This window comes from Azorhizobium sp. AG788 (assembly GCF_004364705.1).
GTDB classification, from domain to species: domain Bacteria; phylum Pseudomonadota; class Alphaproteobacteria; order Rhizobiales; family Xanthobacteraceae; genus Azorhizobium; species Azorhizobium caulinodans.
Window position 1 is genome coordinate 526,660 of sequence record NZ_SOBM01000004.1, and the last position, 24,878, is coordinate 551,537.

General features: G+C 67.0%; 33 protein-coding genes. 28 read left to right on the forward strand and 5 right to left on the reverse strand.

Annotated elements, in window-relative coordinates; genetic code table 11:
- Positions 1–4: 4 nt before the first annotated feature.
- Positions 5–730 (reverse strand): S24 family peptidase, encoded by a 726-nt coding sequence (locus DFO45_RS13190; protein ID WP_166657121.1) that lies wholly within the window; start codon positions 728–730, stop codon positions 5–7.
- 96 nt (positions 731–826) lie between these two features.
- Between DFO45_RS13190 and DFO45_RS13195 the strand changes: the two genes are divergently transcribed.
- Positions 827–1,111: a hypothetical protein gene (locus tag DFO45_RS13195; RefSeq protein WP_133865308.1), complete on the forward strand. Its 285-nt coding sequence runs from the start codon at positions 827–829 to the stop codon at positions 1,109–1,111.
- 77 nt (positions 1,112–1,188) lie between these two features.
- On the opposite strand, the gene DFO45_RS13200 is transcribed toward DFO45_RS13195, so the two are convergent.
- Positions 1,189–1,410 carry a hypothetical protein gene (locus tag DFO45_RS13200; RefSeq protein ID WP_133865206.1) on the reverse strand — a complete coding sequence of 74 codons (222 nt, stop codon included), beginning with the start codon at positions 1,408–1,410 and terminating at the stop codon, positions 1,189–1,191.
- 479 nt (positions 1,411–1,889) lie between these two features.
- Here DFO45_RS13200 and DFO45_RS13205 point away from each other — a divergent pair, with 479 nt between their 5' ends.
- The 3 genes from DFO45_RS13205 to DFO45_RS13215 are packed head-to-tail and all read left to right on the forward strand — an operon-like array spanning position 1,890 to position 3,452.
- Positions 1,890–2,390: a phage regulatory CII family protein gene (locus tag DFO45_RS13205; RefSeq protein WP_133865207.1), complete on the forward strand. Its 501-nt coding sequence runs from the start codon at positions 1,890–1,892 to the stop codon at positions 2,388–2,390.
- 3 nt (positions 2,391–2,393) lie between these two features.
- Positions 2,394–2,915: a helix-turn-helix domain-containing protein gene (locus tag DFO45_RS13210; protein WP_133865208.1), complete on the forward strand. Its 522-nt coding sequence runs from the start codon at positions 2,394–2,396 to the stop codon at positions 2,913–2,915.
- Positions 2,916–2,939: 24 nt separating this feature from the next.
- Positions 2,940–3,452 carry a helix-turn-helix domain-containing protein gene (locus DFO45_RS13215; protein ID WP_133865209.1) on the forward strand — a complete coding sequence of 171 codons (513 nt, stop codon included), beginning with the start codon at positions 2,940–2,942 and terminating at the stop codon, positions 3,450–3,452.
- 50 nt (positions 3,453–3,502) lie between these two features.
- Here DFO45_RS13215 and DFO45_RS13220 read toward each other — a convergent pair whose 3' ends face one another.
- On the reverse strand, positions 3,503–4,171 hold the full coding sequence (locus tag DFO45_RS13220) for a hypothetical protein (protein ID WP_133865210.1): 669 nt from the start codon (positions 4,169–4,171) through the stop codon (positions 3,503–3,505).
- 99 nt (positions 4,172–4,270) lie between these two features.
- Between DFO45_RS13220 and DFO45_RS13225 the strand changes: the two genes are divergently transcribed.
- A complete protein-coding gene (locus DFO45_RS13225) occupies positions 4,271–4,612 on the forward strand; it encodes a hypothetical protein (RefSeq protein WP_133865211.1) in 342 nt (113 codons plus the stop codon).
- Between the two features lie 20 nt (positions 4,613–4,632).
- Here DFO45_RS13225 and DFO45_RS13230 read toward each other — a convergent pair whose 3' ends face one another.
- Positions 4,633–4,884 (reverse strand): hypothetical protein, encoded by a 252-nt coding sequence (locus tag DFO45_RS13230; protein ID WP_133865212.1) that lies wholly within the window; start codon positions 4,882–4,884, stop codon positions 4,633–4,635.
- A 107-nt stretch (positions 4,885–4,991) separates the two neighbouring features.
- On the opposite strand from DFO45_RS13230, the gene DFO45_RS13235 reads away from it, so the two are divergent.
- From DFO45_RS13235 to DFO45_RS13285, 11 genes are all read left to right on the forward strand, one after another.
- Positions 4,992–6,224 (forward strand): site-specific DNA-methyltransferase, encoded by a 1,233-nt coding sequence (locus DFO45_RS13235; protein WP_133865213.1) that lies wholly within the window; start codon positions 4,992–4,994, stop codon positions 6,222–6,224.
- The gene (locus DFO45_RS13240; protein WP_133865214.1) at positions 6,221–7,225 is read left to right on the forward strand and encodes a helix-turn-helix domain-containing protein; all 1,005 of its coding nucleotides are present in this window, start codon (positions 6,221–6,223) and stop codon (positions 7,223–7,225) included. The genes DFO45_RS13235 and DFO45_RS13240 overlap by 4 nt, the downstream gene beginning before the upstream one ends.
- Before the next feature lie 32 nt (positions 7,226–7,257).
- A complete protein-coding gene (locus DFO45_RS13245; RefSeq protein ID WP_166657122.1) occupies positions 7,258–7,818 on the forward strand; it encodes a transcription termination/antitermination NusG family protein in 561 nt (186 codons plus the stop codon).
- Between the two features lie 10 nt (positions 7,819–7,828).
- Positions 7,829–8,203 carry an HNH endonuclease gene (locus tag DFO45_RS13250; protein WP_133865216.1) on the forward strand — a complete coding sequence of 125 codons (375 nt, stop codon included), beginning with the start codon at positions 7,829–7,831 and terminating at the stop codon, positions 8,201–8,203.
- A 123-nt stretch (positions 8,204–8,326) separates the two neighbouring features.
- On the forward strand, positions 8,327–8,800 hold the full coding sequence (locus DFO45_RS13255) for an AraC family transcriptional regulator (RefSeq protein ID WP_133865217.1): 474 nt from the start codon (positions 8,327–8,329) through the stop codon (positions 8,798–8,800).
- Positions 8,801–8,807: 7 nt separating this feature from the next.
- Positions 8,808–10,532, forward strand: coding sequence for a terminase large subunit (locus tag DFO45_RS13260; protein WP_133865218.1), 1,725 nt, complete (start codon positions 8,808–8,810; stop codon positions 10,530–10,532).
- A gap of 41 nt (positions 10,533–10,573) precedes the next feature.
- Positions 10,574–11,803, forward strand: a complete 1,230-nt coding sequence (locus tag DFO45_RS13265) for a phage portal protein (protein WP_245518084.1) — start codon at positions 10,574–10,576, stop codon at positions 11,801–11,803.
- Positions 11,800–12,387, forward strand: coding sequence for an HK97 family phage prohead protease (locus DFO45_RS13270; RefSeq protein ID WP_133865220.1), 588 nt, complete (start codon positions 11,800–11,802; stop codon positions 12,385–12,387). Before DFO45_RS13265 ends, DFO45_RS13270 begins: the two co-directional genes overlap by 4 nt.
- A 67-nt stretch (positions 12,388–12,454) precedes the next feature.
- Positions 12,455–13,729 carry a phage major capsid protein gene (locus DFO45_RS13275; protein WP_133865221.1) on the forward strand — a complete coding sequence of 425 codons (1,275 nt, stop codon included), beginning with the start codon at positions 12,455–12,457 and terminating at the stop codon, positions 13,727–13,729.
- 67 nt (positions 13,730–13,796) lie between these two features.
- On the forward strand, positions 13,797–14,165 hold the full coding sequence (locus DFO45_RS13280) for a hypothetical protein (RefSeq protein WP_133865222.1): 369 nt from the start codon (positions 13,797–13,799) through the stop codon (positions 14,163–14,165).
- Positions 14,165–14,734: a hypothetical protein gene (locus DFO45_RS13285; RefSeq protein ID WP_133865223.1), complete on the forward strand. Its 570-nt coding sequence runs from the start codon at positions 14,165–14,167 to the stop codon at positions 14,732–14,734. Before DFO45_RS13280 ends, DFO45_RS13285 begins: the two co-directional genes overlap by 1 nt.
- Positions 14,735–14,900: 166 nt before the next feature.
- Here the strand turns inward: DFO45_RS13285 and DFO45_RS13290 are convergent, their stop codons facing one another.
- Positions 14,901–15,287, reverse strand: a complete 387-nt coding sequence (locus DFO45_RS13290; RefSeq protein ID WP_133865224.1) for a hypothetical protein — start codon at positions 15,285–15,287, stop codon at positions 14,901–14,903.
- Between the two features lie 51 nt (positions 15,288–15,338).
- Between DFO45_RS13290 and DFO45_RS13295 the strand changes: the two genes are divergently transcribed.
- Genes DFO45_RS13295 through DFO45_RS13345 form a run of 12 tightly spaced genes read left to right on the forward strand, consistent with a single transcriptional unit; the run spans position 15,339 to position 24,872 of the window.
- A complete protein-coding gene (locus DFO45_RS13295) occupies positions 15,339–15,689 on the forward strand; it encodes a head-tail adaptor protein (RefSeq protein ID WP_208299792.1) in 351 nt (116 codons plus the stop codon).
- Positions 15,690–15,697: 8 nt separating this feature from the next.
- Positions 15,698–16,174 carry an HK97-gp10 family putative phage morphogenesis protein gene (locus DFO45_RS13300; RefSeq protein ID WP_133865225.1) on the forward strand — a complete coding sequence of 159 codons (477 nt, stop codon included), beginning with the start codon at positions 15,698–15,700 and terminating at the stop codon, positions 16,172–16,174.
- Positions 16,171–16,560, forward strand: coding sequence for a DUF3168 domain-containing protein (locus DFO45_RS13305; protein ID WP_133865226.1), 390 nt, complete (start codon positions 16,171–16,173; stop codon positions 16,558–16,560). The genes DFO45_RS13300 and DFO45_RS13305 overlap by 4 nt, the downstream gene beginning before the upstream one ends.
- Before the next feature lie 19 nt (positions 16,561–16,579).
- Positions 16,580–17,026: a phage tail tube protein gene (locus DFO45_RS13310; RefSeq protein WP_133865227.1), complete on the forward strand. Its 447-nt coding sequence runs from the start codon at positions 16,580–16,582 to the stop codon at positions 17,024–17,026.
- Positions 17,023–17,454, forward strand: coding sequence for a gene transfer agent family protein (locus DFO45_RS13315; protein WP_133865228.1), 432 nt, complete (start codon positions 17,023–17,025; stop codon positions 17,452–17,454). The genes DFO45_RS13310 and DFO45_RS13315 overlap by 4 nt, the downstream gene beginning before the upstream one ends.
- On the forward strand, positions 17,454–17,609 hold the full coding sequence (locus DFO45_RS24925; RefSeq protein WP_166657123.1) for a hypothetical protein: 156 nt from the start codon (positions 17,454–17,456) through the stop codon (positions 17,607–17,609). The genes DFO45_RS13315 and DFO45_RS24925 overlap by 1 nt, the downstream gene beginning before the upstream one ends.
- A 6-nt stretch (positions 17,610–17,615) precedes the next feature.
- Positions 17,616–20,279, forward strand: a complete 2,664-nt coding sequence (locus DFO45_RS13320; RefSeq protein WP_133865229.1) for a tape measure protein — start codon at positions 17,616–17,618, stop codon at positions 20,277–20,279.
- The gene (locus tag DFO45_RS13325; protein ID WP_133865230.1) at positions 20,279–20,848 is read left to right on the forward strand and encodes a hypothetical protein; all 570 of its coding nucleotides are present in this window, start codon (positions 20,279–20,281) and stop codon (positions 20,846–20,848) included. Before DFO45_RS13320 ends, DFO45_RS13325 begins: the two co-directional genes overlap by 1 nt.
- The gene (locus DFO45_RS13330) at positions 20,836–21,264 is read left to right on the forward strand and encodes a hypothetical protein (RefSeq protein ID WP_133865231.1); all 429 of its coding nucleotides are present in this window, start codon (positions 20,836–20,838) and stop codon (positions 21,262–21,264) included. The genes DFO45_RS13325 and DFO45_RS13330 overlap by 13 nt, the downstream gene beginning before the upstream one ends.
- Entirely contained in the window at positions 21,264–23,033 is a 1,770-nt protein-coding gene (locus DFO45_RS13335; RefSeq protein ID WP_133865232.1) for a hypothetical protein, read from the forward strand. The genes DFO45_RS13330 and DFO45_RS13335 overlap by 1 nt, the downstream gene beginning before the upstream one ends.
- The gene (locus DFO45_RS13340; protein WP_133865233.1) at positions 23,030–23,704 is read left to right on the forward strand and encodes a hypothetical protein; all 675 of its coding nucleotides are present in this window, start codon (positions 23,030–23,032) and stop codon (positions 23,702–23,704) included. Before DFO45_RS13335 ends, DFO45_RS13340 begins: the two co-directional genes overlap by 4 nt.
- 25 nt (positions 23,705–23,729) lie before the next feature.
- Complete coding sequence (locus tag DFO45_RS13345; protein ID WP_133865234.1) at positions 23,730–24,872, forward strand: hypothetical protein; 1,143 nt, start codon at positions 23,730–23,732, stop codon at positions 24,870–24,872.
- Positions 24,873–24,878 lie beyond the last annotated feature (6 nt).

Here is a 24,878-nt window from a genome sequence, read left to right on the forward strand (position 1 = left end):
GGCTCTAATCGCCGAAAACGTCCGCCATCGTCAGCACCCGGTGGACCGATGACACATACTCGCGGGGGATTTCGATCGTTGCTTCAGGGTTCGTCTGCCTGAGTGCGATGCGTGCGCCGGACCGTGAGGCGAGAATCTTCACATAGGTCTGGCCGGGGTCGGTGTCGTAATGCTGCGTCTGGACGATCACCGTATCGCCGGGCATCGCCGTCTCGTTGGGGTCCACGATGCACAGGTCGCCGCTGCGCAGCATGGGTTCCATGGAGCGGCCGGTCACCCGCACGGCATAGGCATTGGGAATTCCGGCGAGCCGGGGCGGGCGAAGGATGTAGCCGAGCGGTGCTCTTCCAAGCTTGAGGCCTGAAACGCCCTGAATGATCGAGCCGGCTGCCGTGCCCAGTACCGGAAGATCCTTGTTGAAGCTGTCGAGCGGCAGGTTGCTGGTGGCTGCTCGTTCCGGCTTCGGGTTGCCGGGTGGGGCTGGCGTTGTGGATTCCTCGGTGCCCGTCAGCAACCAGTCCGGCGTCGTCTCCAGCGCATCCGCAATCCGCTTCAGGCTGGTGGTGTTGATGCCGCGCTGCGTGCCTCTCTGAAGGCCATTTCGGATCACCCGCAGCAAGCTGGGCGATCCTGCGCGCACCCCTGCCTGTCGCTCGGTGATGCCGAGTGTGCGCAGGCGCTCGGAGACGCGGCGCAGGAAATCGTCTGGTTGCAGGGTGGTGCGGTCCATAGTGCGGGACATTACCCGCGCCTCATGGGTCCAAGGAGCGCTGAAAAAAGCTCACGCGCTTGACGGTGGGGGAAATATCCCCCATTTTTGCGCACCATGTCGCTCACATCCCATCTCATTCAGGTTGAAGAGGCGTTCCGGCGCGGGCGCAAAATCTCCCGCGCGCGCCTCTCTTCGCTGCTGTTCAACGATGGCAAGCGCCTGGGCGTGATTGCCGGCGGCGGTGATCTGCAGACGCGCAATTATGAGCGGGCGATGTGCTGGCTCTCGGCGAACTGGCCGGAGGGCGCAGAGTGGCCGGAGGGAGTGGCGCGGCCGGTGGCCGGTGCTCCCGATGAGCAGGCGGGCAGCGCGCAAGCCGCGCAGGAGGTGGCGCCGTGATCGGCGGGCCGGTCGCCCCGGCAGCCCGCGTCACGGCATGTCCCGCCCCCGGCACGCGCCGGGAAACGGGGCAGCGCCTAACCGGCCGCGTCGCGCGCGGCGGCAAGCGCCTCGATGATGCCATCGAGGGAGGAAACCGGAACAATCAGGTTTCCCACCACGGCGTCCATTTCCATTCCGCTTATGCCGTGCGGAACCGTCCATGTGAGCCTGGCGCACTGGCCTTCGAGGATCTGCACCTCGGCCAGCCTTGTCGTGAAGATGTCTCTGATCTCGAAAGCTTCGTGCCGCTCCCCCATACGTGTCCCCGCACCAAGAATGGTGGTCTATCCGCGGGGGCAATCGGATCATCTGGCGTCCTTAAGGTCAAGCATACGCAAGTGTGCGTAGTGGCGGGTTTTCTTGCCCTGTGGCGCCAGGAACGCACTTGTTACACGCCAAATCCGATCTTTTCTGCATTGCGTGCGATGGAATTTTGTCGTGTGTGGTCTGTCTGGCCGGGCGCGATATCTATCCGCTCGCGCCCGTTCGGCGCCGCGGCCGGTCCGGACCCCCTCCGGGGCCGGCTGCGGATGCCGCTGCGCATCTGCGCATCGCGCGCGCGCCGCACCTCTTCCACACCATCCCGCTCCTGCCGCCGCGCCGTCTTTGCGCGTGGCCTGCCCCATGGGCGCGACCTCTTTCCGACATCCGATCATCTGCGCACCTGCTCATCTGGCGCGCAGCTTCCGCTTCGTGGCGCGCACCGTCACGGAAAAACGCAAGGGAGGGCCTGACAATGAGCATCTATGAGGCGCTGAAGGCGGCGACGCGGGATCTGGTGGCCGCTGCCGGCGGCTGCACGCGGGCGGCCAAGGTCTCGCGCGTGGAGGCTGCGGCCTTCTCGCGCTACGGCCAGTGGGGCGATCCGCGCTGCATTCCCGTGGATGTGGTGGCGGATCTGGAGCAGGACGTGGGCGAGCCCATCCTCACCCGCATCCTGGCCGATGCGGCCGGCTATGTGCTGGTGCCCAAGGCGCAGGTGGCCGAGCGCGCCGCCCTGCCGCAGCACATGGCGGATGTGGCGGGTGCTGCGGGTGCCGCTGTCGCCGATCTTGCGCAGGCTCTGGCCGATGGCGTGGTGGATGCGCGCGAGGCGCGCGCCCTCAAGGCCACCTTTGCGAAGGCCCAGACCGAGCTGGCGGAAGCCGAGGCGGTGCTCGCCGATGTGGCGCAGGGCGGCTCGGCCGCGCCTGAGGCCACGGGCGCCAGCATCACCAGCCTGCGGCGGGGGGCGTGAGCCATGGATGCGGCTTCTCGCCTCGCGCAGCGTCTTGCGCGCCACCCATTCACAGATGCGGAGCGCGCGGCGCTGCGCGCCCGTCTCGCCCTCGGCCCCGATGAAAGCCTCGCGCGCCTCATAAGCGCGATGAAGGCGGACCGTCCCGTGCGGGCGGATGTCTTCCTCGCCGCCCACGCGGTGAAGGGCTGGGACCCGCTCACCTCGCGCCCGCTGCTGCCGGGCGTGCCGGCGGCGCGAGGGCCGATGGAATGGGGCTTTCTCGCACTCTCCCTGCGCCTTGCGCGCATGCAGCCGGGCCGGCCCGATCTCACCGGGCGGGCGGCGGCGCGGCTGGCGCGCGTCACGGCTTCCACATGGTGCCGGGCCGAGGGCGGCAAGGCGGTGAGCGTGCCCAGCCTCTTCGCGCTCTGTGCCTTCCTCGGACGCCACCCGCACGAGATGTGCGAACCGCGCCGTTCCACGGGAAACGCGCACTGCAACGCCTTGCAATCTCACAGCTACGCCGCTGCAGCGGTGGGCTGACAGACCCGAGCGGGGGAGGGGAGCATGCCAGCACTTGAGATGGACATCCCGCTGCTGCCCAAGGGCGTGGCGAGTGCCGCCGATTTGGCGCGCGCGGGGAATGAGCGGCGGCGGCGGATGATGCGGGATCCGATGATACGCGTTCCCGCACCGAAGCTGGATATGGCGGCGGATGCGCCCATGGTGGCGCAGCGTGCTCCGGCCCGCGACTGGCTGGCCGTGGCCTCGCTGGTGGAGGGGCTGACGGTGACGCCGCAGGAGGTGATCACCACCGTCTGCCGCCACTTCCGCATCGCGCCCGAGATGGTCCTCTCGCATCGGCGGGATGGCGACATCTGCCACGCGCGCCGCATCGCCATGTATCTGGCCGTGAAGCTCTGCGCCGTGTCCTCGGCCTATCTGGCCGAGGCCTTCAATCGCGACCGCTCCTCCGTGCTCCAGGCGGCCAAGGCGCTCAAGCAGTCCCTTGATGAACGCCCGACGCTCATCGCCGAGGTGGAACGCCTCTGGGACATGCTCGATCGGAGGGTGGGCTGATGACCTTAAGCGTCACAGGCATTGGGCAACCCAGAGATGTGTCGTTTGCCTCAGTTTCCGTGGACTTTCATCAGTCCGATAATACGCGTCCTGCTGGCCGCCATGCTCCGGTGGTAGCGGCCGAATTCAAGAACAGTCATCTTTCGGGCCTGCCGGCCAAATTCATCCTTCTGGATGCTAGAACGCATCCTGTCAGCTACTCTATCAGCAGATTTGCTAAATTTAATAAAAGAAATAATCGGAACAACAAGTGTCATGGGGATCATGTCCATGCGGGTTTCGATATATTCACGAAGCGTCGGGGCATTTATGTCGTCCATCATGGCGAAGTAGCTGTTGGCGCAGGCCATAAGTATGGTGACATCGTCAGAATCCGCCACAGATGTGAGACTGTCGTTGGTTACCCTCACGATGGCAGAGTTGTGGTTAATATATGTCGTGATTATCTGAGACATGCGATCGGTGTTCGATCGAGCGATCTGCTTATCAGACTCAATCTGTGCACTGACGGCGTTCCAGGCTTCTCTTGCGGCATACAACGCGGCAGCGACCGTGATCATGCCGGCGATGACGGCGCCGATGATGGCGCCCCAAAAGCCCAGCCATTCGCTTCTATGTTCGGCCAACAGTGTGTTCACTGTGCCATCGGCGAACGTTCCCACCGCCGATGCGCCCATAACGCACCCCAACACCAGTGCCGCCGCCATAGAAGGCAGCATGCTCCAATTTCTCATTTTTCCCATTCGCCCTCCCGTCCGCATCTGCCGAGTTTAGGGAAGCGGCTAGCGGCCCGTAAAGCGTTGGCGGGGGGTGCGTCCATGAAGCCCCGCCCCATCCACGTCTCGGACCACGCGCTCGTGCGCTATCTGGAGCGGGTGCACGGCATCGATTTCGACGATGCGCGGCGCAATGTCTCCCGCATTGATGCCCATCTCGTGCAGGTGGCGCGGGAGACCTTCAACCTGCCCGTGGATGCCGTGCGCGCGCACATCGCCGCCAGTGTCGCCGTGGCGATGGAGGCCCGCGCCCGCGCCATCGTGATCGACGGCTGGCGTTATGTGCTCGATCCGGTTGGCCGCATGGTCATCACCATCACCTGGGCGGCCCACAAGCACAGCGAGCCTGTGCGCCGCTGCACGCGGCGGGAGGCGGCGGAGTGACCGCCGCCTCGAATGCGCTCTCAGGCGCTCTCGCTAAAGGAGATTGTCGGATGTTGCATCTGCAGGGCAGCTGCGATTTCCAGCAGGCAGATCGCGCGCCAATCCGCGGACTCCGGCTTGGAGCCAGACCATGCGGGGTCAAAACTCAGGGACCAGTTTGGGCCGCCCGGCTGGTTATGCTCGTCAATTACAAGTCCGCCTTCTGGGAAATCCTCCTTGCGGTGTTCAAAATAGATGGCGGATATAAGTGTCGTTATTATAGTATCGTTCATACTAAAAGCTCCGATATTATGGGCGCAAAAGAAAAAGCGCCGCGCATATTTGGTGCCGGTCGCGGAAAAGCGCAAGGGTCTCGCTTCTCGATTCTGCGAGGCGTCCTATGAGCACGCCCACCACCTTCCTCGACGGGCGCGTGGCGCTCTGGCTGGGCGATGTGCGCGCCGCGCTGGCGGCCATGGCGCCGGACAGCGTGGATTGCGTCGTCACCAGCCCGCCCTACTGGGGCCTGCGGGACTATGGCGTGTCCGGCCAGATCGGCTTGGAACCGACGCTTGGCGAGCATCTGGCCGTGATGGTGGAGGTGTTCGATCTGGTGCGCCGGGTGCTCAAGCCCTCCGGTACGCTCTGGATCAACTATGGTGACTGCTACGCCACGACGCCCAATGGCCGCTCCGCCGCCGCCGTGAAGGCGCTCGGCAGCGATGACCGGACGTTCCGGGACAAGCCGATCTCGACCATTGGCGGCGCGCTGAAGCCGAAAGACCTCTGCATGGTGCCGAACCGCCTTGCCATCGCCTTGCAGGAGGCGGGGTGGTGGGTGCGCAGCGAGATCGTGTGGGCCAAGCCCAACCCCATGCCCGAGAGCATCCGCGACCGGCCGGCGACCGCGCACGAGAAGATCTTCATGCTCTCGCGCAGCGAGCGCTACTGGTACGACGCCGAGGCGGTTCGGCAGCAGCGCGTGTCCACCGGCGATTACAAGACTCCAGATGGGTGGGACACCGGGCCGGGCGGCCATGGGTCCGTCCACCGGCAGGGGCGCCAGAAGGGCGAGAGCGTCGCGGACAAGCGGCTGAAGCAGGACGCGACTGCCGCAGCCTCACCGTCGCCCGCTCGGTCCAGGCGGGTGGCTGGTTTCAACGAACGGTGGGATGCGACGCAGAAGGTGCGCGCCTCCGATGTCGCAGCACCCCGCCATGCCGGTGGCATTAACCACACCGGCATAGAGGACGTGCCGCGCGGCTCCCGCAACCTGCGCAACTGTGAGCCGGCGCCCGTGGCCGTCTGGCCCATCGCCACGCGGCCCTTCAAGGAAGCGCATTTCGCCACCTTCCCGCCGGATCTGGCGGAGCGCTGCATCCTCGCAGGCTGCCCGCATGGTGGACTGGTGCTCGATCCATTCGGCGGCGCAGGCACCACGGCCCTTGCCGCCTTGCGCCACGGGCGCCGCGCCGCGCTGATCGAGCTTAATCCCGAATATGCCGCCATCGCCCGCACCCGCATCGAAAGCGAGTGGATGGGCGAAGACGAACGCCGCCGCGCCCGCATGGCACGCGACGTGCCGGCCAGTCTTGGCAGCCTGTTCGACGGCATTGCGGAGGCGGCGGAATGAGCATCGAGGCCCTTCGCTGGGTGGAAGCGCAGGAAACCGGCTCTCCCGGCACGCAGCTGGTGCTCTTCGTGCTCGCCAATTACGCGGACGAGAACGGGGAGTGCTATCCCGCGCTCTCGCTGCTGGCCAAGCGTTCGCAGCAGAGCGTCGATACGGTGCGCCGCAAGCTGCAGGTGCTGGAAGAGCAGGGCTATATCGAGCGGCAGGAGCGCTGGCGGGAAAACGGCACGCGGACATCGGACCGCTTCCGCCTGCTGATGCGCCGCGCACCGGGCGGCGACCCACTAGATGTTGTGGGTACCCTAGCAGATTGCGAGGGTACCCACCCTGGCAATTTGCAAGGGTGTACCCCCGCAAGCTTTGCGAGGGGGACCCTAGCAACTGTGCTACCCCAAGAACCCCCATTTAACCCCCAGTTGAATAACCCCCCTGACCCCCCGGTGGGGGGCGGTGGGGGTGAACCAGATGTGGGTGAGGGGGATGGGAGCCAGCTGGATGCCTTCCTCACGGCCTTCGGCGAGGAACCCTCCGCCATCGTCAGCCGTCCGCCGGCGGCGCGGGCCTGGGCCAAGCTGACCCCGGTGGAGCGTGCCAACGCTCTGGCGGGCCTGCGGGCCTATCTGGACCACTGCCGGCGCCACAAGCGCAAGGTCTGCTCGCCTGCCACCTATCTGCGGGATCGATATTGGGATTCCTTCAAGGCCGCTCCCGAGCCCCAGCGGGCGGCGCCCGCCCGCAAGCTCGATGGCCGCAGCCAGGCGGTGGCCTGGGCGCGCAGCGCGGCGGACCGCTCGCGCTGGGTGTTCGTCGAGGAGGGCTCGGAGGCGTGGCGCGAGTGGGCCTCGGCCTTCCGGGAGGAAGGCGCGGCCTTCGCCACCGGCAGCATGAAGATGATCGACGTCGGCGGCGGCCGATACGAGCCGCGCCGTGGCCGCAGCTTCCCGATGGAGCGCCCGCCGCCCCGCGGCACCCCGGCCACGGATGCCGACGCTGCCGAGTGATGAGCCTGTGATTTCTGGGGATGGAGAGTGCGATGCGCGATGGGCACGACATCGGATGGACGGTGGTTCGAGTGGTCTCCGGCAAGGAATTCCATGTGCAGGCGCGCCTCGCCGGTCGCGGATATCGCGTCTGGTGTCCGTGGCACCTGAAAGAAGTGGAGGCTTCCGCAGGCCATGCGCGCTATGAAAAGACGGCTTATTACCCGTCATACATCTTCGTCTATTTCGCTCTCGGCCAGTCGACTGAGCGGGTGCGGCGCACCAAGTCTGTTGTCTCCATCATGACAATCGGGGCGGAAATCGTGAGTGTGCCGCCCCGTATCATGCAGAGACTGATGCGCGCGGCTGCGGAAGATGGCTACGTCTCGGCCAAGATTGAGGCTGCGCCAGCGGCTGATGTCTTCCGTGTGGGCGATGTGGCGCAGGTCAATAGCGGTCCCTTTGCGGACGTAATGGGCAAAATAGCGGCTATTGACGCTGACGGAGAAATCACCCTATGGATCGAGGCGTTCGGACGCCTAAGCCCCTTGCGCTTGACCCCGAACCAACTCCGTGAACCGCAGCCGGCCGAAGCCGGTCCCGTTTCACCCTGAGTGCGACGCTGTGGCGAAACTCAAATCGCTTGCGCCTCGGCTCTCTTCCACTTCCCACCGCATCGCGCCGCTGGCCGACAACACGCTGACCGAAAGCGCGCGCGACCGCACCGCCGCCGCGCCTTGGCGTAACTGGTACAAGCTCAAGCGCTGGCGCGATCTGCGGCTGGAAGTCCTGATCGACGCCAGCTTCCAGTGCCAGCGCTGCGGCCACATCGAGGACGACACCAGCAAGCTGGTCTGCGACCACAAGCGCCCACATCGCGGTGATGAGCGCCTGTTCTGGGATCGCACCAATCTCCAGTGCCTCTGCTCCACCTGCCACGATACGGCCAAGCAGGCCGAAGAGCAGGCGACCCTGCATCACAAGGGTATCTGGTATTGACCCTCGGCCGATGGCCGTCCGAGTTCACCCACCGCGCCGCCCACGGCCGGAGGGGGTGGTTCCATCCCTCAACCCCCCTCATCGCCCGGACCGGCGTCCCCCTCACGCGGAGATTTTTTTGGCATGGACGGGATTTTCGACCTGTTCGGCCAGCCGGTCACGCTGCGGGAGCGCAAGGCCGGTCGGCCCGAGCATGAGGCGACGCCGGAAAAGCGCAACAGAGTCATGATCTTGCTGGCGCTCGGCTGGACCAATGAGCGGATCGCAAGTGCACTTGCCATCTCCCAGCCGACGCTGCGCAAGTATTATGTTTCAGAGCTGCGGCAGCGTGACATCGCCCGCGACCGGCTCGATGCCACCCGCTTCGCCATGTGCTGGGAGCAGGCCAAGGCGGGCAACGTCGCGGCGCTCAAGGAGTTCGGCCGCATGCTGGAGCGCAGCGACCTGATGCTGACCCAGCGCGCCTATGGTGAGATGCCGGAGCCTGCCCCGCGCCCGCTGGGGAAGAAGGAGGCCGCCGCCCTCGAGGCGGAAACGGCAGGCGAGGGGAGCGAGTGGGGTGATGACCTGCGCTTCCCCGGCAGCACGGTGAACTGACGGCGCCATGTCCCTGCATGCCGAGAGCGGGCAGTTCCGCAGCCGCTGGGTGACAGCGGTCCCGGACTGGGAGGACCGCATCATCAACCGGCGCTCCCTGGTGCCGGATCTGCCGCTGTTCGAAGAGGAAGCCGACAAGGCGCTGCGCGTCTTCAAGCGCCTGCGCGTTCCGGACGTGATCGGCAATCCCACTTATGGGGAGTGCTGCGATCAGTGGGTGTTCGACTTCGTGCGCGCCCTGTTCGGCTCGTATGACGTGGCGCTCAAGCGGCGGATGATCCGCGAGTTCTTCCTTCTGGTCCCGAAGAAGAACGGCAAGTCCTCCATCGCCGCCGCCATCATGGTCACGGCGGCGATCCTCAACCACCGGCCCGAAGCCGAGCTGCTGTTGATCGCGCCCACGAAGAAGATCGCGGAAATCTCCTTCAAGCAGGCCGCCGGCATCATCCGCCTGGACCGGGATCTCTCCAAGCTCTTTCACCTGCAGCAGCACCAGAAGACGATCACGCACCGCCGCTCGCTGGCTGTCATCGTCATCAAGGCCGCCGACGCGGATGTCATCACCGGCTCCAAGGCCACCTTCATCCTGATCGACGAAACCCACGTCTTCGCGCAGAAGGCCAAGGCCTCGGAGGTGTTCGTGGAGATCCGGGGTTCGCTGGCCTCCCGTCCGGATGGCTTCCTGCTCCAGATCACCACCCAGTCCAAGGCGCCGCCCTCCGGCGTGTTCAAGACGGAACTGGACATCGCCCGGCAGGTGCGTGACGGCAAGATGGACCTGCCGCTCCTGCCGGTGCTCTATGAGTTGCCGCTCTATCTGTCCCGCGATGGCGGCTGGAAGGATCGGCGCACCTGGGGGATGGTCAATCCGAACCTCGGCCGCTCCGTGGATGAGGCGTTCCTTGCCGACGAACTGCTGAAGGCCGAGCGGGAAGGGGCCGCGCAGCTGGCGTTGCTCGCATCGCAGCATTTTAACGTGGAGATCGGCACGACCACCAGCGACGGGCGTTGGGCTGGCGTCGATTTCTGGGACGCCTCGGTGGATCCGTCGCTGACGCTGGAAACGCTTCTGGAGCGGTCCGAGGTCTGCACGGTGGGGATCGACGGCGGCGGGCTGGATGACCTGTTCGGCTTTGCCATCATCGGCCGCGAGCGCGGCACGCGGCGCTGGCTCTGGTGGGGCCGGGCGTGGGCGCATGGCGAGGTGCTGGAGCGGCGAAAGGATATCGTCGCCAACCTCATGGACTTTGAACACGACGGCGATCTGGTGATCTGCCGGAGCGCCACGCAGGACCTGACGGACGTGGCCGATCTGGTGATGCGCGTGCACGATGCCGGTCTGCTGCCGGAGCAGGCGGCCATCGGCCTCGATCCGCTCGGCGTCGCCGCGCTGGTGGACGAACTGGCACAGCGCGGCATTCCCGATGAGATGCTTGTGGCCGTGCGGCAGGGCGCGGGCCTGTCGCCCGCGAGCTGGGGCATGGAGCGCAAGCTGAAGGACGGCACGCTCGTGCATGCGGCCCAGCCGCTCATGGCCTGGTGCGTCGGCAATGCGAAGGCCGAAGTGCGCGGCGGCGCGGTGCTCATCACCAAGCAGACCGCCGGGCGCGCCAAGATTGATCCGCTCGTGGCCGGCTTCAACGCCGCCATGCTCATGAGCCGCAATCCGGAAGCGGCGGGGCAGGCCTTCTGCCCGTGGGATGACCCGGAATTCAGCCTGGTGACCGCATGAAATTCTGGCCCTTCCGGCGTGAGGTGCGAGGCGTCCCTTCGGTGGAAAATCCCACCGTTCCGGTCAGCGCGCACAACTTCCTCGCTTTCTTCGGCGTCGGCGGCAACCAATTGCCGCATGTCACGTTGGAAAGTGCGCTCACGGTGCCGGCCGTTCTGGCCGCAGTGAGCTTTTTGTCCCAGACGCTCGCGAACCTGCCGCTTCATGTCTACAAATCCCGACGCGGCGGAGAGACTGGGCGCGAGGATGGCCGCCTCCAGCGCATCTTTAATGAAGCGCCAAATGGCGAATGGTCGAGCTTCCGCGCGCGTACCTATTTCTGGCAGCAGGTGTTTACCTGTGGCCGGGGTCTTATGTGGGTTGAGAAGGGGCCGGCGGGGCAGGTGCTTGGGCTGTGGCCGCTTGACGCCTCCCAGACGCTGGTGACGCGACAGGGCGGCAAGGTGTTCTTCACCTATGCCGGGAAGACATATCCGGCTGCCGACGTGATCGACATCCCCTTCATGCTGAAGGACGATCAGCTGCAGTCGCGCTCGCCCATCGCGATGGGCGCCAAGGCCATCCAGCAGGCGCTGGCTATGGGCGATTACGGCAGCAATTTTTTTGCTGGCGGCGGGGTGCCACCGCTGTCGATGGAAGGTCCGATGCCGGCGGGCGCCGAGGCCATGAAGCGGGCCATGAGCGATGTGCGCACGTCGATCACGGCGGCCAAGGAGAGTGGTTCCGGCATCTTCACCATTCCGCCCGGCTACAAGCTCCAGCAGGTGGGCTTTGATCCAGCCAAGGGGCAGATGGTTGAAGGCCGGCTTTTCCAGATTCAGGAGATCGCCCGCGTCTGGGGCTTGCCGCCGGTATTCCTCATGGACTTGTCGCGCGGCACCTTCACGAACACTGAGCAGCAGGACCTGCAGCTGTCGAAGCATGTGATCTCGCCTCGGGCGAAGGCACTCGAGGACGAAATCAACCTGAAGGCCTTCGGCCCGACGCGCAACGCCACCTATGTGGAACATTCGCTTGACGGCCTGATGCGCGGCGACCTCTTGGCACGCATGGACGCGCTGGCCCGTGCCGTGAATAGCGCGCTGCTCATGCCCGACGAAGCGCGCGCCCTCGACAACCGGCCGCCGGCACCCGGCGGAAACCGCCTCTACATGCAGGGCGCTACCGTTCCGCTGGAAGCGCAGAATGCAGCGCCGCCCGCCAATCCCAATGCCACCGACCCGACACCCGCCGATCCGCAGGCAGCGCCGGCCGATGGAGCGCCCCAATGAGCCTGGAAAAACGCACGCTCTCGCGGCCGATGGAAGTGCGGGCCGCTTCCACCGGGCGCACCGCCGTGGGCTATGCCGCAGTTTTCAATTCGCCCACCCAGATCGGCGACTGGTTCATCGAGGAAGTGGCGCCCGGTGCCTTCGATGATGCGGTGGCCGGCGGCGATGTCCGCGCTCTGTTCGATCATAATTCGGCTCGGCTGCTTGGTCGCACCACCTCCGGAACACTGCGCCTCGGGCAGGACGCCATCGGCCTGGCCGTGGAGATAGACCTGCCGGATACCGGCGACGGCCGGGATGTGGCGACGTTGCTGGAGCGTGGCGACATTACCGGCATGAGCTTCGGCTTCATGGTCACCAAGGAGACGTGGGACGAAACGGGGAACATCCCCAAGCGGACGATCCAGAAGGTGGATCTGCTGGAAGTCTCCATCGTCTCGTTCCCGGCCTACGCGGATACGTCCGTGGCGCTCCGCTCGCTGGAAGGCCGGCGCAAGGAACAGCGCCGCCAGAACTTCAGCGCCGCCGCCCGCAGGCTGCGCATGAAAGCCCACCTGGACCTCGCCGTCCGGAGTAAAGCGTAGGCGCTCGCCTCCGCCCAATCCCTGCCATCGGCCTCGCATCGGCGAGGCCCGTATCAAGGATATCCCCATGCCCACCATCAGCGAACTGCGCGAGCGCCAGAACGTCATCATTTCCGAGGCCCGCGAGCGTCTCGACCAGATCGGCAAGACCACCGATGAGGCCCGCGCGAAGGAGCTGGAAACCCAGCACGATGCCGCCATGGCCGAGCACGACAAGATCGAGGCCCTGATCGCGCGTCAGGAGAAGCTGGATGCGCTCCAGAAGCGCGCCACGGAGCGCGAGGAAGAACAGCGCGCCAGCCGCCGGCCGATCCCGCCGGACGGCACCGGCTCCGCCACCGATGGCGGCGGCAAGGAGGTCTCCTATCGCGACGTGTTCGCCAAGGTGGTCTGCGGCGCCGAGCCGTCGAGCCTGTCGGAGGAAGAGCGGCAGATCCTGCGCAAGGGCGTCGCCGAGTTCCGCACCCAGACGGCGGGCACCAACTCCGCCGGCGGCTATACCGTGCCCACCGATCTGCTCAACCAGATCGAGATCAGCATGAAGGCCACCGGCCCCATGTATGACGGCACGATCACGCAGGAGTTTCCGACCGCCAGCGGCAACCCCACCAAGCTCCCGACCATCGATGACACGTCCAAGTCCGGCGGCGCTCACACCGAGGGTGCAGCCCTCACGGACGACGGCTCGGAGGACGTGACCTTCGGCCAGAAGAGCCTGGACGCCTATTCCTTCGACACGGAATTCGTGAAGTGGTCGTGGGAGCTGAGCATGGACTCCATCTTTGCAATGGAGGCCCTGCTCGGCACGCTTCTCGGCGAACGCCTGGGTCGCATCGCCAACCGCCAGCTCACGGTTGGCACCGGTTCGTCCGCACCCAACGGCATCGTCACCGCCTCTGCCCTCGGCGTCACCGCGGCCTCGGCCACGGCGATCACGGCTGATGAACTGATCGACCTCGAGCACGCCATCGATCCGGCCTACCGGAACGCGCCCACGGTCGGTTTCATGCTGCATGACACCACCCTGAAGGCGATCCGCAAGCTGAAGGATGGCGAGGGCAACTATCTCTGGACCAAGGGCGATTTCCAGGCCGGCGTACCGTCCACCATCAACGGGCGCCGCTATTTCATCAACCAGGACATGGACACGCTGGCCGCCGCCAAGAAGGTGGTGCTCTTCGGCGACTTCAAGAAGTACTGGGTGCGCAAGGTGGGCTCGCCCGTCATCGGCGTGCTGCGCGAGCGCTTCTGGCCGGATCTCGGCATCGCCGGCCTCATCCGCTTCGATGGCGAGCTGGCGAACAGCGCTGCCATGAAGCATCTCATCACCGCCGCGTCCTGACGCTTCGCGCTCAATGGCGGGCGCCTCACATGGCGCCCGTTCCCACCAAGATCAGGAGTGGCTTCCCATGAAGATCCGCATGCTCGTCAGCATTGCCGGCTCCGATTTTGCGCTGTCGCGGAATGATGAGACCGAGCGCTTTTCGCCCAATGAGTGCGCCCGCCTCATCGCCGCCGGCTATGCGGTCTCTCTGGAGCCCGCTGCGCCGACTGAGGTGTCTGCCTCCGAGGGCTCCGATGCCGGTGCCACGGGCGACACGCCGTCCGATGCTGCCGATGAGGCGGCGGCCGATGTGGCGCCTGCCGCCACGACTGAGGTACTCACCACTGAGGTCGCCGATGCAGCCGCCGAAGGCGACGCCCCGGCGGATGCCGAAGGCGAGGCGGAGCCCGCTCCGAAGTCCTCCAAGTCCAGGGCGAAGGGCGCCGACGCCTGATGTGGGCCACACCGCGCCGCACGTCGCAGGATGCCCTTGCCGAGCCGGTGACGCTCGAAAAGGCGAAGGGCCAATGCAACATCCTCGAGGATGATGCGGCCTTCGACGACAAGCTGGGCGACCTCATCACCACTGCGCGCGAGCATGTGGAGGCCTATTGCGGCGTGCTCTTCATCTCGCGCGGGCTGACCGCTTCCTGCGACTGCTGGCGGGATCTCGCCCGCCTTCCGGTGGGGCCTGTCTCCAGCGTCTCCGCCATCACCTATGTGGATGCGGACGGTAACACCCAGACGCTTGATGGGTCTGCCTGGGAACTGCGCATCGATGGGCTGGAAGCCGCCATCGTGCCCGCCTTCGGCGTCACGTGGCCCGCCATCCGGGCCGGTTCGCGCATCACGGTGACGCTCACCGCCGGCTTCGGCGCCGAGGGTGAAGAGCCATGCCCCAAGCCCGTGCGCCACGCCATCCTGCTTTTCCTCTCCCAGCAGTTCGAACAGCGGGAGCCGGTGCTGATCGAGGGACAGACCGTCTTCGACCACCTGCTGACCAACTTCCGGCGCTACGCCTGATGTGGGTTCGCTTCGTGCGGGATTTCTCGTGGGAGCCGCCGGAGCGGAAGGGGCGGGTGGCTCTCGCCTTTCGTGCGGGCGCGGTCGCCTTCGTGCGTCGGGCTTGCGGTTCGGCCGCTCTGGCAGCCGGGAGTGCGGTGCCCGCCCGCCGCCCCGAGAGACGGGTCTAGCGCCGGCTGTCGCTGGCCCGTGCCGTCTCCAGACGCTCCACGCGGTCGCTGATGCGCACATCGCATGTGACCGACGCACGGTCAGATGGGCCATAGGGCGGTTTCAGAACGGTGATGGTGGCGCGCCGCAGGGTGCCGCTGGCATCAGCGGATTGCACCGTGTCGCTCACCGCCTGCGGAGATGCATCAGCCAGCCCGAGACGCGCCAGGCAAGCGGAATGCACTTCGGAGAGACCGATGCCGTCCGGCTTGCTGGCGGGCACCAGCATGATCACCAGCAGCGCGCTTGCGGCAAGTCCTGCCGCGATCAGCAGCGCGTGCCGCACGAATGCGGAGCCGACCAGAAGGATGAGCGCGATGATGGCCACAAGGATCGTGAGCATGGCCGTGCAGCCTATGCCGTACCGGGATGACGTGCAAACGGGCGTAAGCGCATGATGGGTGCCGGTCGCCTCAATCGCCGCCTGCGCTTCGAGAAGCGGGCCGCCGTCGCCGAGGGCGACGGGCTCGGCTCCTATGAGGGGGCGTGGGAAGAACAGTTCACCGTCGCCGCCGCCATCAAGGCTTTGCGGAGCGGGGAAAGCGTCATCGGCGCCCGCCTCACCGGAACGCAGCCCGTCATCATCACGGTGCGCCTGTCCTCGCAGTCGCGGGCCATCCGCAGCGACTGGCAGGCGGTGGATGCCCACACGGGCGAGATCTTCGCCCTCACGTCGCCGCCCGCCGATACGGCGGGAGCGCGGATGTATCTCGACATCATGGCCACGTCCGGCGTGGCTTCCTGAGGCTTGCCATGGCGCTCAAGGGAACGGACAGGCTCACCCGCAAGATGCGGCGCATGCCGCCGGAGGTCCGCGCGCAAGCGCAGGAGGACGTGCTCAAGGGTGCGCAGGATGTGGCCGAGACGGCGCGGCAGTTGGTGCGCAGCCGCACGGGCCGCCTCAAGCGCTCCATCGGTGCGGTGGCGGGAGATGCGCCGGCCACCCGTGCCACGCAGGCGCTGCGCGGCGGCGGGCGCAAGGGGCTGAAGACGGACACCGATGCCATCTATGCCACGGCCTATGCGGGCGACGATGACGCCTATTATGCCGGCTGGGTGGAGAACGGCACGGCCCCCCACAAGCAGGGCGGCAAGTTCAAGGGCACGCACCATCCAGGCACGGCGGCGCAGCCCTTCTTCTTCCCCGCCTTCCGCGCAAACAAGAAACGCGCGAAATCGCGCATCGCGCGCGGCATCAGGAAAGCCATCAAGAAGGCGGCGCAGGGATGACGGCGCCCTCCGTTGCCCTGCAGAGGGCGGTCGTTGCGGCCCTCAAGGCGGTGCTCGCCGCGCCGGTCTTCGACCGGGTGCCGCCTTCCGACGAATGGCCGCGCGTGGTCATCGGCGAAGGGCAGGAACTGCCGAACCGCGCCGACTGCATGAACGGGCGCGAGATCTATCTCGATGTCCATGTGTGGTCGCGGGACGTGGGGCAGGGCGAAGCCAAGCGCATCGCCGGCCAGATCGCGGATGCCCTCGATGATGCGGACCTGACGCTGGACGGGAATGCCCTCGATCTCCTGCACCTCGATGGCGCGCGCTTCCTGCGCGACCCGGACGGGCGCAGCAGCCACGCGGTGGTGACCATCCGCGCCTTCACCCAGCCCGACCCCTGATCTTCCACGGAGAGACGCGATGACCCGGCCCACCACCCAGAAAGGCTCCAAGCTCCTGATCCGCCTTGGAGATGGCGCCAGCCCCGAAGTGTTCGCCGCGCCCTGCGGCCTCACCACCAAGGCGTTGAACTTCTCGGCCTCGTCCAATGAATTCAACGTTCCGGACTGCGACGATCCCGACGCGCCGACCTGGACCGAGCGCGTGGTCAGCGCCCTGTCCGCCGGCATCACCGGTTCGGGAACGCTGGCCATGGAGAGTCTGGAGACCTGGCGGGAGTGGTTTCTCTCCGCGCAGGCCAAGAACATTCAGGTCAAGTTCGATGCCACCGGCGCCAACGGCGGCGGCCATTACGCCATGTCTTCCATCCTCTCCACCTTCAACGTCACCGGCGAGGTTGGCGGTCTTTGCCAGATCGAGGTGGAGATGGCGTCCAACGGCGAAGTGACCTGGGTGCCGGCCACGTGAGCCGCAACGGCGACATCACGATGGATTGGGCGGATGGCACTTACACGTTCCGCCTGGGTATCGGCGAGCTGCGGGAACTTCAGGAGAAGGTGTCCGCTGCCCGCGTGCGCATCGGGGCCGAGCCCTGCGGCCCGGCCTTCCTCGCGGCCGAGATCGGCGCCGGCCGCTGGCTGGTGGACGATCTGCGCGAGACGCTCCGTCTCGGTCTGATCGGCGGCGGCCTCAAGCCGGCAGAGGCCTTGCCGCTGGTGCGCCGCTATGTGGAAGAGCGCCCGCTCAACGAAAGCGTCATTCCGGCCTATGCGGTGCTCACCGCTGCGCTGGTGGGCGCGCCCGACGAGCCGGTGGGAAAAAAGACCCGGCGGAGGCCAAGACAGAGGGCCGCGGCGTCCTCGCCTTCGCCGGCTGGTACGGCACCGGCGCCGTGATGGGGTGGACGCCGCGCGAGGTGGATGCCTGTTCCCTCTGGCAGTTCGCCGCAGCCGTGGATGGCTGGAACACCGCCAATGGCGGCGAGGAGGCCATGCCTGCCCCGCCTTCACCACGGGAGTTTCAGCAGATGCTTGACCGGGCCGGATGGTGATCGCTCATGGCGACTGAAGTCGAACGGCTGGTTGCGGTGCTTGAGGCGCGGACCACGGCCTTTGAAAAGGCCCTGGCCAAGGCCGTGGACACCACCAACACGCGCTCCCGCCAGATCGAAAAGCGTTTCGAGGGTTTGTCCACCAAGGTCAACTCCACGGTAGGGCGCTCCATGGGTGCGCTCGTGCCGTCTCTGGCGGGCGTCGCGGCGGCCCTGGGCACGGATCGTATCCTTGCCTATGCCGAGGCCTGGACCAGGGCGCAGAACGCGCTGCGCACTTCCGGCGTCGCGTCAGATCAGGTCAGCGGCACCCTCAACAGCGTGTATGAGATCGCGCAGCGGCAGGGCACCGCGCTTTCGCCGTTGGTCACGCTGTATGGCCGGGTGGCGCAGGCGGGCAAGGATCTCGGTGCGTCGTCCAGCGACATTGCCCAGTTCACCGAGGGCGTGGCCACGGCCCTGCGCGTCGCAGGTACGTCTTCTGAGGAGGCCTCCGGCGCGCTGCTCCAGTTGTCGCAGCTTCTGGGTTCCGGCACGGTGCGTGCCGAGGAATTCAACAGCGTGATGGAGGGCGCGCGGCCGATCCTCCAGACGGTGGCCTCCGGTCTTGAGGGTGCGGGCGGCTCTGTCAATCGCCTGCGGACGCAGGTGCTCGCGGGCACCGTGTCCTCGCGGGAATTCTTCCAGGCGTTCCTGCGCGGTATGGACAGCCTGGAGGCGGACGCTTCCAAGGCGACCGATACGGTCGGGCAGGCGATGAACCGCCTCACCAATGCGCTCACCAGGTTCATCGGCGAGACGGACCAGACGCTGGGCGTCACCCAGCGCATTTCCCAAGGCCTCACGGCCTTTGCCAAGAATTTCGATACGGTCGGCAACGCCGCCCTGATCGTGGGTACAGCGCTTGGCGTCGGCTTCGTCACCAATGTCGTCAAGAGCACGGGCGTGCTGCAGGCGCTTGGTTCCGCCGCGACCATCGCGGCAACGGACCAATACGGCGTGCAGCGGGCCATCCTCGCCACCACGGTCGCCTCGCGGGCTGGCACCATTGCGGTCGGCGCGTTTCGAGGCGCGTTGTCGCTGCTCGGCGGTCCGGTCGGCCTTGCCATCACCGGCGTTTCCGTCGCGCTCGCCATCATGTCTGCCCGCACCGCGGAAAGCGAAGCGCGCTGGGCAAGCTATACGGCGGCGCTCGACCGGGCAAAGGGCAAGGCGGCGGAGGTGGCGGCAGCGACTGGCGCTGCGGCGGCAAAGCTGAGCGAACAGCAGCGCAACGCCATCAGCAAAAGCATGACGCAGCAGAGTGCGGACATGCAGCAGGTGCTGGCGGACATCAATGCTGCCTTCACCCGCATTCAGAACACGGGCTCGAAAAGCTTCTCCGTCATCAACGGCGCGGCCGGTCTTGCCGAACTGGAGAGAATCCGGGCGAGCCTCGGCACCACGGTGGAAGAGGCCCTGAAGGCGAAGGAGGAACTTTACCGCCTCGCCAATTCCGATCCGCGCTTTCAGATGCTGGCGGACAAGCTGGCGCCGCTTCTGGACAAGCTGGCTGCCGTTCGTGCGGCAGCCGGCGAGGCGCGCACGGCCCTGGAGAATGTCGGCCCTTCCGCCGCGTCCATGATCGATGCTCAGGTGGGCAAGGCGCCGCCCGCCTACGATGCCCAACTGGACCCGACGCTGCGCGGTGCTGCAACCACCGGCTACATTAACGAACAGACGAAGGCTTACCGGCTGGCTGCGCGCGAGCGGAAGCTCCAGGCAGATGCGGAGGCGATTTATCAGGATGCCCAGTCAAAGGGTATCGAGCTCACCAAGAGCCAGGCGCGGGGTATCGCCGAATTCCGGGAACAGGCGGAGAAGGCCGATCAAGCGGCTGAGCGGTTCAAGGGCTTCCAGCAGGGGCTGAAGGGCTACGGCCTCCAGACGAACGAGCTGGAGCTTGAGGCCAAGCTCATTGGCGCCTCCACCTTCGAGGCTACGCGGCAGATTGAAGTGCTGCGGATGCTCAATCAGGCCAAGATGGACCAGATCGCGCTCTCGCCGCAGATGCTCGCGACCATCGAGGCGGAGGCCTCCCGCCGGGCGGCGGCCACTGCCGCCATCGAGGACGCGCGGGAAAAGCAGCAGCGCTTCATGGACCTTCAGCAGGAATTCGGCGATCTCGGCGTCAGCAGCATCCAGGGGCTGATCGAGGGCACCAAGTCGTTCAACGATGTGCTGAAGGATGGTTTGAGCCTCATCACACAGATGATCCTCAAGGCTACACTGCTGGGGCAGGGGCCGCTCGCCGGCCTCTTCGGCGGTTCGGTCGCCACCAGCAACAGCATGGGCGGCCTGCTGGGCATGATCTTCGGCGGCTTCCGGGCTGGCGGCGGCCCTGTCGCCAACGGGCGCAGCTATATCGTGGGCGAGAAAGGGCCGGAGCTCTTCACGCCCGGCACCTCGGGCGCCATCACGCCCAACAATGCCCTGCCACGCATGGGCGGCGGCCAGTTGCAGGTGGGCGTGAGCGTGGATGATGACGGCAAGATCCAGGCTTATGTGAAGAGCTACAGCGCCGCCGCCGCGCAGCAGGGCGCCGCCGCCGGCGCCTCCATCGCCATGCGGGCGACGCCGGGCATTGCTCGTTCCACGTTCGCTGATGACACAAAACGGCGGGGCCGCTGATGGCGCTCGATATCTCCGAGACCATCGCCGCGCAGATGGCGGGGCGGGTGGTGCGCATGAGCGTGCTCATCCATTTCGACTTCCTGTCCGGCCCGGTGCGCTGCTGGCCCGGCACAGGTCCCATCGTCTCCGGCGGTCACACCTGGACCGGCCTGCCGTTTGAGCTGGTCACCATCAATCCGGGCACGCCTTCGGTGGATGGGGCTGCGGAGGCAATGTCGGTCACCGTGTCCGGCGTCTCGCCGCTGTTCGTGTCCAAGGCGCTGGCAGAGGCAAGCGACGCCATCGGCCGGCGGCTCCAGATGTTCATGCAGTTCTTCGATGCGGACTGGCAGCCGCTGGATGGGCCGATCTCGCTCCGCAGGGGCAAGATGACCGGATTCTCGGGCTCGGACAGCGGGCCGAAGACGCGCACGCTCACCGTGAATGCCGAGGGGCCTTTCACCGCGCGGGGTCGCCCGCCGGCCACGTACCTCTCGAGCACCACGCAGCAGGCGCGCTTCCCCGGTGATCGCGGCTGCGAATTCCTCCCCGGCCTCCAGAACAAGGAAGTCGTATGGCCCAAATGACGCCACTGGCGGCCTATCTGCGCGCGGCAGCGGCGCGGCGCTTCTGCTGGGGCGCGTGGGGCGAACGCTCGCACGACTGCTGCACCTTTGCCTGGGACTGGGTGCATCTGCGCACGGGTGTTGATGCCATGGCCGATCTGCGTGGGCGCTATCGCACGTGCGATGACGCGCTGGCGCTGTTGCAGGCGGCCGGCTGCGCCACGCTGGCGGATGCGGTGCGCATCGGCGCCGCGCGCGCCGGCCTTCAACAGACGGACGATCCGCGGCCGGGCGATGTGGGGCTTGTCGATATGCATGATGGCCTGATGCCTGGAGGCATCCTCTGCATCCGCATGGATCATGCGTGGTGCGCGCCGGCCCTGCGCGGCATTGCGGAGACGCGCGTGCCGGCGCTCATCTGCTGGCGGGTGCCCTGATGGCGTTCCTGCTCGCAGCCCCCATCGCGGCCGGCCTCGGCGCCCTCGGCGTCGGTGCCGGCACGCCGCTCATCATCACCGGATCACTGGCCGGCGTCACGGTGGGCGCTGCGGCGGTGGCGAAGGTGGTCTCCGGCGTGGTCGCCCTCGGCGCCACGGTGGGGGCGAGCCTGCTGCTGAATCGCAGCAAGAAGTCACTCCAGCCCACCACCAACACCATCAACCAGGCGCTGCCCAACCGCTTTATCGACTGTGGGCGCGTGAAGACGGGCGGGGCCACGGTCTATTATGCGGCGCCGGGCGTGGCGCTGTGCGTGGGCAAGGTGCTCACCTGCGCCAAGATCAACGCGATTGAAGCCATCATGGTGGGCGATTATGCCAATGCGCCGGCGGGCGAGGGCGTGGCCTTCCCAGTCGCCGGCCCGTGGGCGCCGCGCGTGCAGGTGGAATATCGCCTCGGCTCGCCCGACCAGCCGGCCCTTGACCTGCTGTACGGCACCGGAGAATGGACCTCGGATCATCGCCTGCGCGGGCTGGCCTGCATCGCCGAGGTGTGCGTGCAGGCGGACGAGAAACAGCAGGCCAAGGCCTATCCCAACGGCGCGCCCAACGTCACGGCGATCATAGAAGGCGCCATGGTGCCGGACCCGCGCAACCCCGCGCACGATCTGGCCGACCCGGAAACCTGGACCTATTCCGACAATTTCGCGTCGGTGCTCCTGCGCTGGTGCCTTGATATCGATGGCTGGGGCCTCGATCCGGATGTCATCAACACCAGCCTCTGGCAGCAGGCCTGCACGGACAGTGATGCCGCCGTGGCGACGCCCGACGGAACCGAGCCGCGCTATCGCGCCTGGGGCCGCTACTCGACCGCCGCCGAGCGCAAGAGCACGCTGGATGATCTGTTGCAGACGGCCGGCGCCACGCTGATCGAGCAGCCGGATGGCACGGTGGGCCTGTTCGTCGGCAAGCACCGCGAGCCGGCCATCACCATCAGGGCGGAGCACATCCTCGAAAAGCAGTATGAGCGCTGGCCGGATGCGCTGGAGCGCGTGGATGGCGTCTCCGCCCGCATCACCTGGGAGGATGCCGACTGGCAGGAGCAGGAGGTGCCCACCGTCTGGTGGCCGGACGCCACCGGCTCGGACGTGGATGACCTGCCGCTCGCATGGTGCCCCTCGCCCTGGCAGGCCCAGCGCCTTGCCAAGGCGCGCCTGCGCCGCCTGCGGCCGGACTGGACGCTGACGCTGAAAACCACCCTCGTGGGCCTGCAATGCTATGGCGAGCCCGTGGTGCGGCTGGTGATCCCCGAGCTCGGCATCGACGGGACATTCGAGATCACCCAGCAGCCGACGCTCGATCCCACGGACATGACAGTCTCCCTTCAGGTGCGCTCCTATGCGGCGGACACCTGGACCATGGATCCGTCCGAGATGAATGCCATGGGCGCGGTCACGGAAGGCGGCGGCAGCTATGGCGTGCCGGAGCCTGAGGGGCTTGCCTCCAGCGTCAGCGGCACCACCACCATCACCGTCACCTGGGACACGGTGGCGGAAGAAAGCGCCTATACCAGCCAGGCGCAATGGCGCGTCTATTCGCCTTCGGCCGGTGCCGAGGATGGGTGGGCCGATGCGGCCTCGGTGGCGGCCGGCACCGCCACCGTCACCGTGCCGGGGCCGGACAGCTATGACGTGCGCGTGCGCCGCGTCACCGCCCGCGGGACCGAATCCGATTGGGCGATCCTGCCGGAAATCGAGGTGGCGCCATGACGATCCTGTGGCCGGACGTGCTGAAGGATGCGAGCTGCTCGCCGCCGGAGCTGCGCAATGCCGCGCGCGGCGGCGGCGCCTCCTTCACCGGCGCCGAGCAGCAGGTCTATTCCGACGCCGGCCGCTGGGAAATCTCCTACAAGGTGCCGGTGCGCAACCGCGCCCAGCGCCTCGCCTGGCGCGCGCTCATCGCCCGTCTGCGCGAGGGCGAGCCCATCTTCGCCAAGGTGTTCGACAAGGACCGGGCCAAGGGCTTCAACGGCGCCGCGCCCGCCGCCGCGCTCTCGGCTTCCGCCGCGGCCCGCGCCACCACCATCAGCCTCGCCGCGGCCAATCTGGCGGTGGAGGCCGGCGTGCATCTCACCATCGGCCAGCGGCTCTATCGGGTGAAGGAGGTGACGGCCTATACGCCCGCCGCCTCCATCCATCAGCAGCTCATCACCGATGGCCCGTGGTCGGACAGTGCGGTGTGGGTGGACGACGGCAGCCAGCCCGCCGCCTACACGCTCAAGATCACGCCGCCCCTGCGCGAGGCTGCCGCCAACGGGGCCACGGTGGACTTTGTGAACCTCGTCTGCCTGTGCGTGCAGGCAAGCGACGACGGCAACGGCGATCTTGCGCTGGACAACGCCAGCACCGGAACGCCGACCCTGAAGCTGGTCGAATACTGACCACCCCACACATCGAGGGCACATCATGACCATTGGGCATGTCGCCGTGAGCGACAGCGGCGCGACCGTGCGCGCCAAGATCAATGCGGCCATCGATGCGGCCAATGACGTGCCGGGCAAGGCGGACGCGGCGAGCGTCGCCGCCGCCATCGAAGCCGAGGCGGATGCGCGGACGCAGGCGGATGCGGACGAAGTGCAGGCCCGGCAGAATGGCGATGCCGCCGTGCGCCGGCTGCTGGCGCCGGTCAGCGGCTGGTCAGGCCGCCTTGCGGAAATGAGCCTGTTCGCCACTGCCGTCACCGCCGGCAAGCCGGAGGATGTGGCGCCGCTGGGGGCGGGCGCCTATGGGCTCTCGGCCTTGGATGGCGCGGTGGTGGTGCTGGCGGGCGCTGCCACGGTGGCGCCCATCGCGCTCACGCGCATCGAGCCGGGCCGCGTCTATCGCGCCCGCTATGTACTGCGCCGGGTGGTGGATACGGCGGATCCGGATGGCGACGGCGTGCGCCTTGCGCTCCACTGGCACACGGCGGCCATGGCGCCCCTGTCCGTGCAGGTGCTGGAAGACCTGCTGGGCATTGCCGTGGTGTCCGGCCGGCAGGAACACACCTTCACGTTCGCCGTGGCCGATGATGGCCAGGTGCAGGCCGTGGCGCCGGCGGGCGGGCTCTATGTGCGGCCCTTCATCCAGACCTATGGCTCGGGCACAACGCATGCCCTGCTGGCCCAGATCGAGGACATCACCGCGGCTGTGGACTGGTCTCCGGATGTGACCGAATTCCGCAACGGCCTCTCGGCGGCGCAGACGCAGATCAGCCTTCTGCAATCCGGCGTGAGCGATCTTCAGGAGCAGGTTGCGGCGTTCGATCTGCGCGCGCGGCAGGCGGCCTATCAGGAAATCGACAGCAACGCCGACATCCTGCTGTCGGTGGGCGCCAGCGCCACGGTCATTCGCCACACGGGCACGCTCACGGCCGCGCGGCGCGCGGTGCTCAACACCGTGGATGCCATCGAGGGGCAGACCTTCCGCATGGTGCGCACGGGCTCCGGCGCCTATCCGCTCAACATGCGCAATGGCGCCACCACGCTCAAGGCGATGATGCCGGCCACCTGGGCGGAATTCACCTTCGACGGCACCGGCTGGTTCCTTGCCGCCTCCGGCACGCTCTGACCTTCG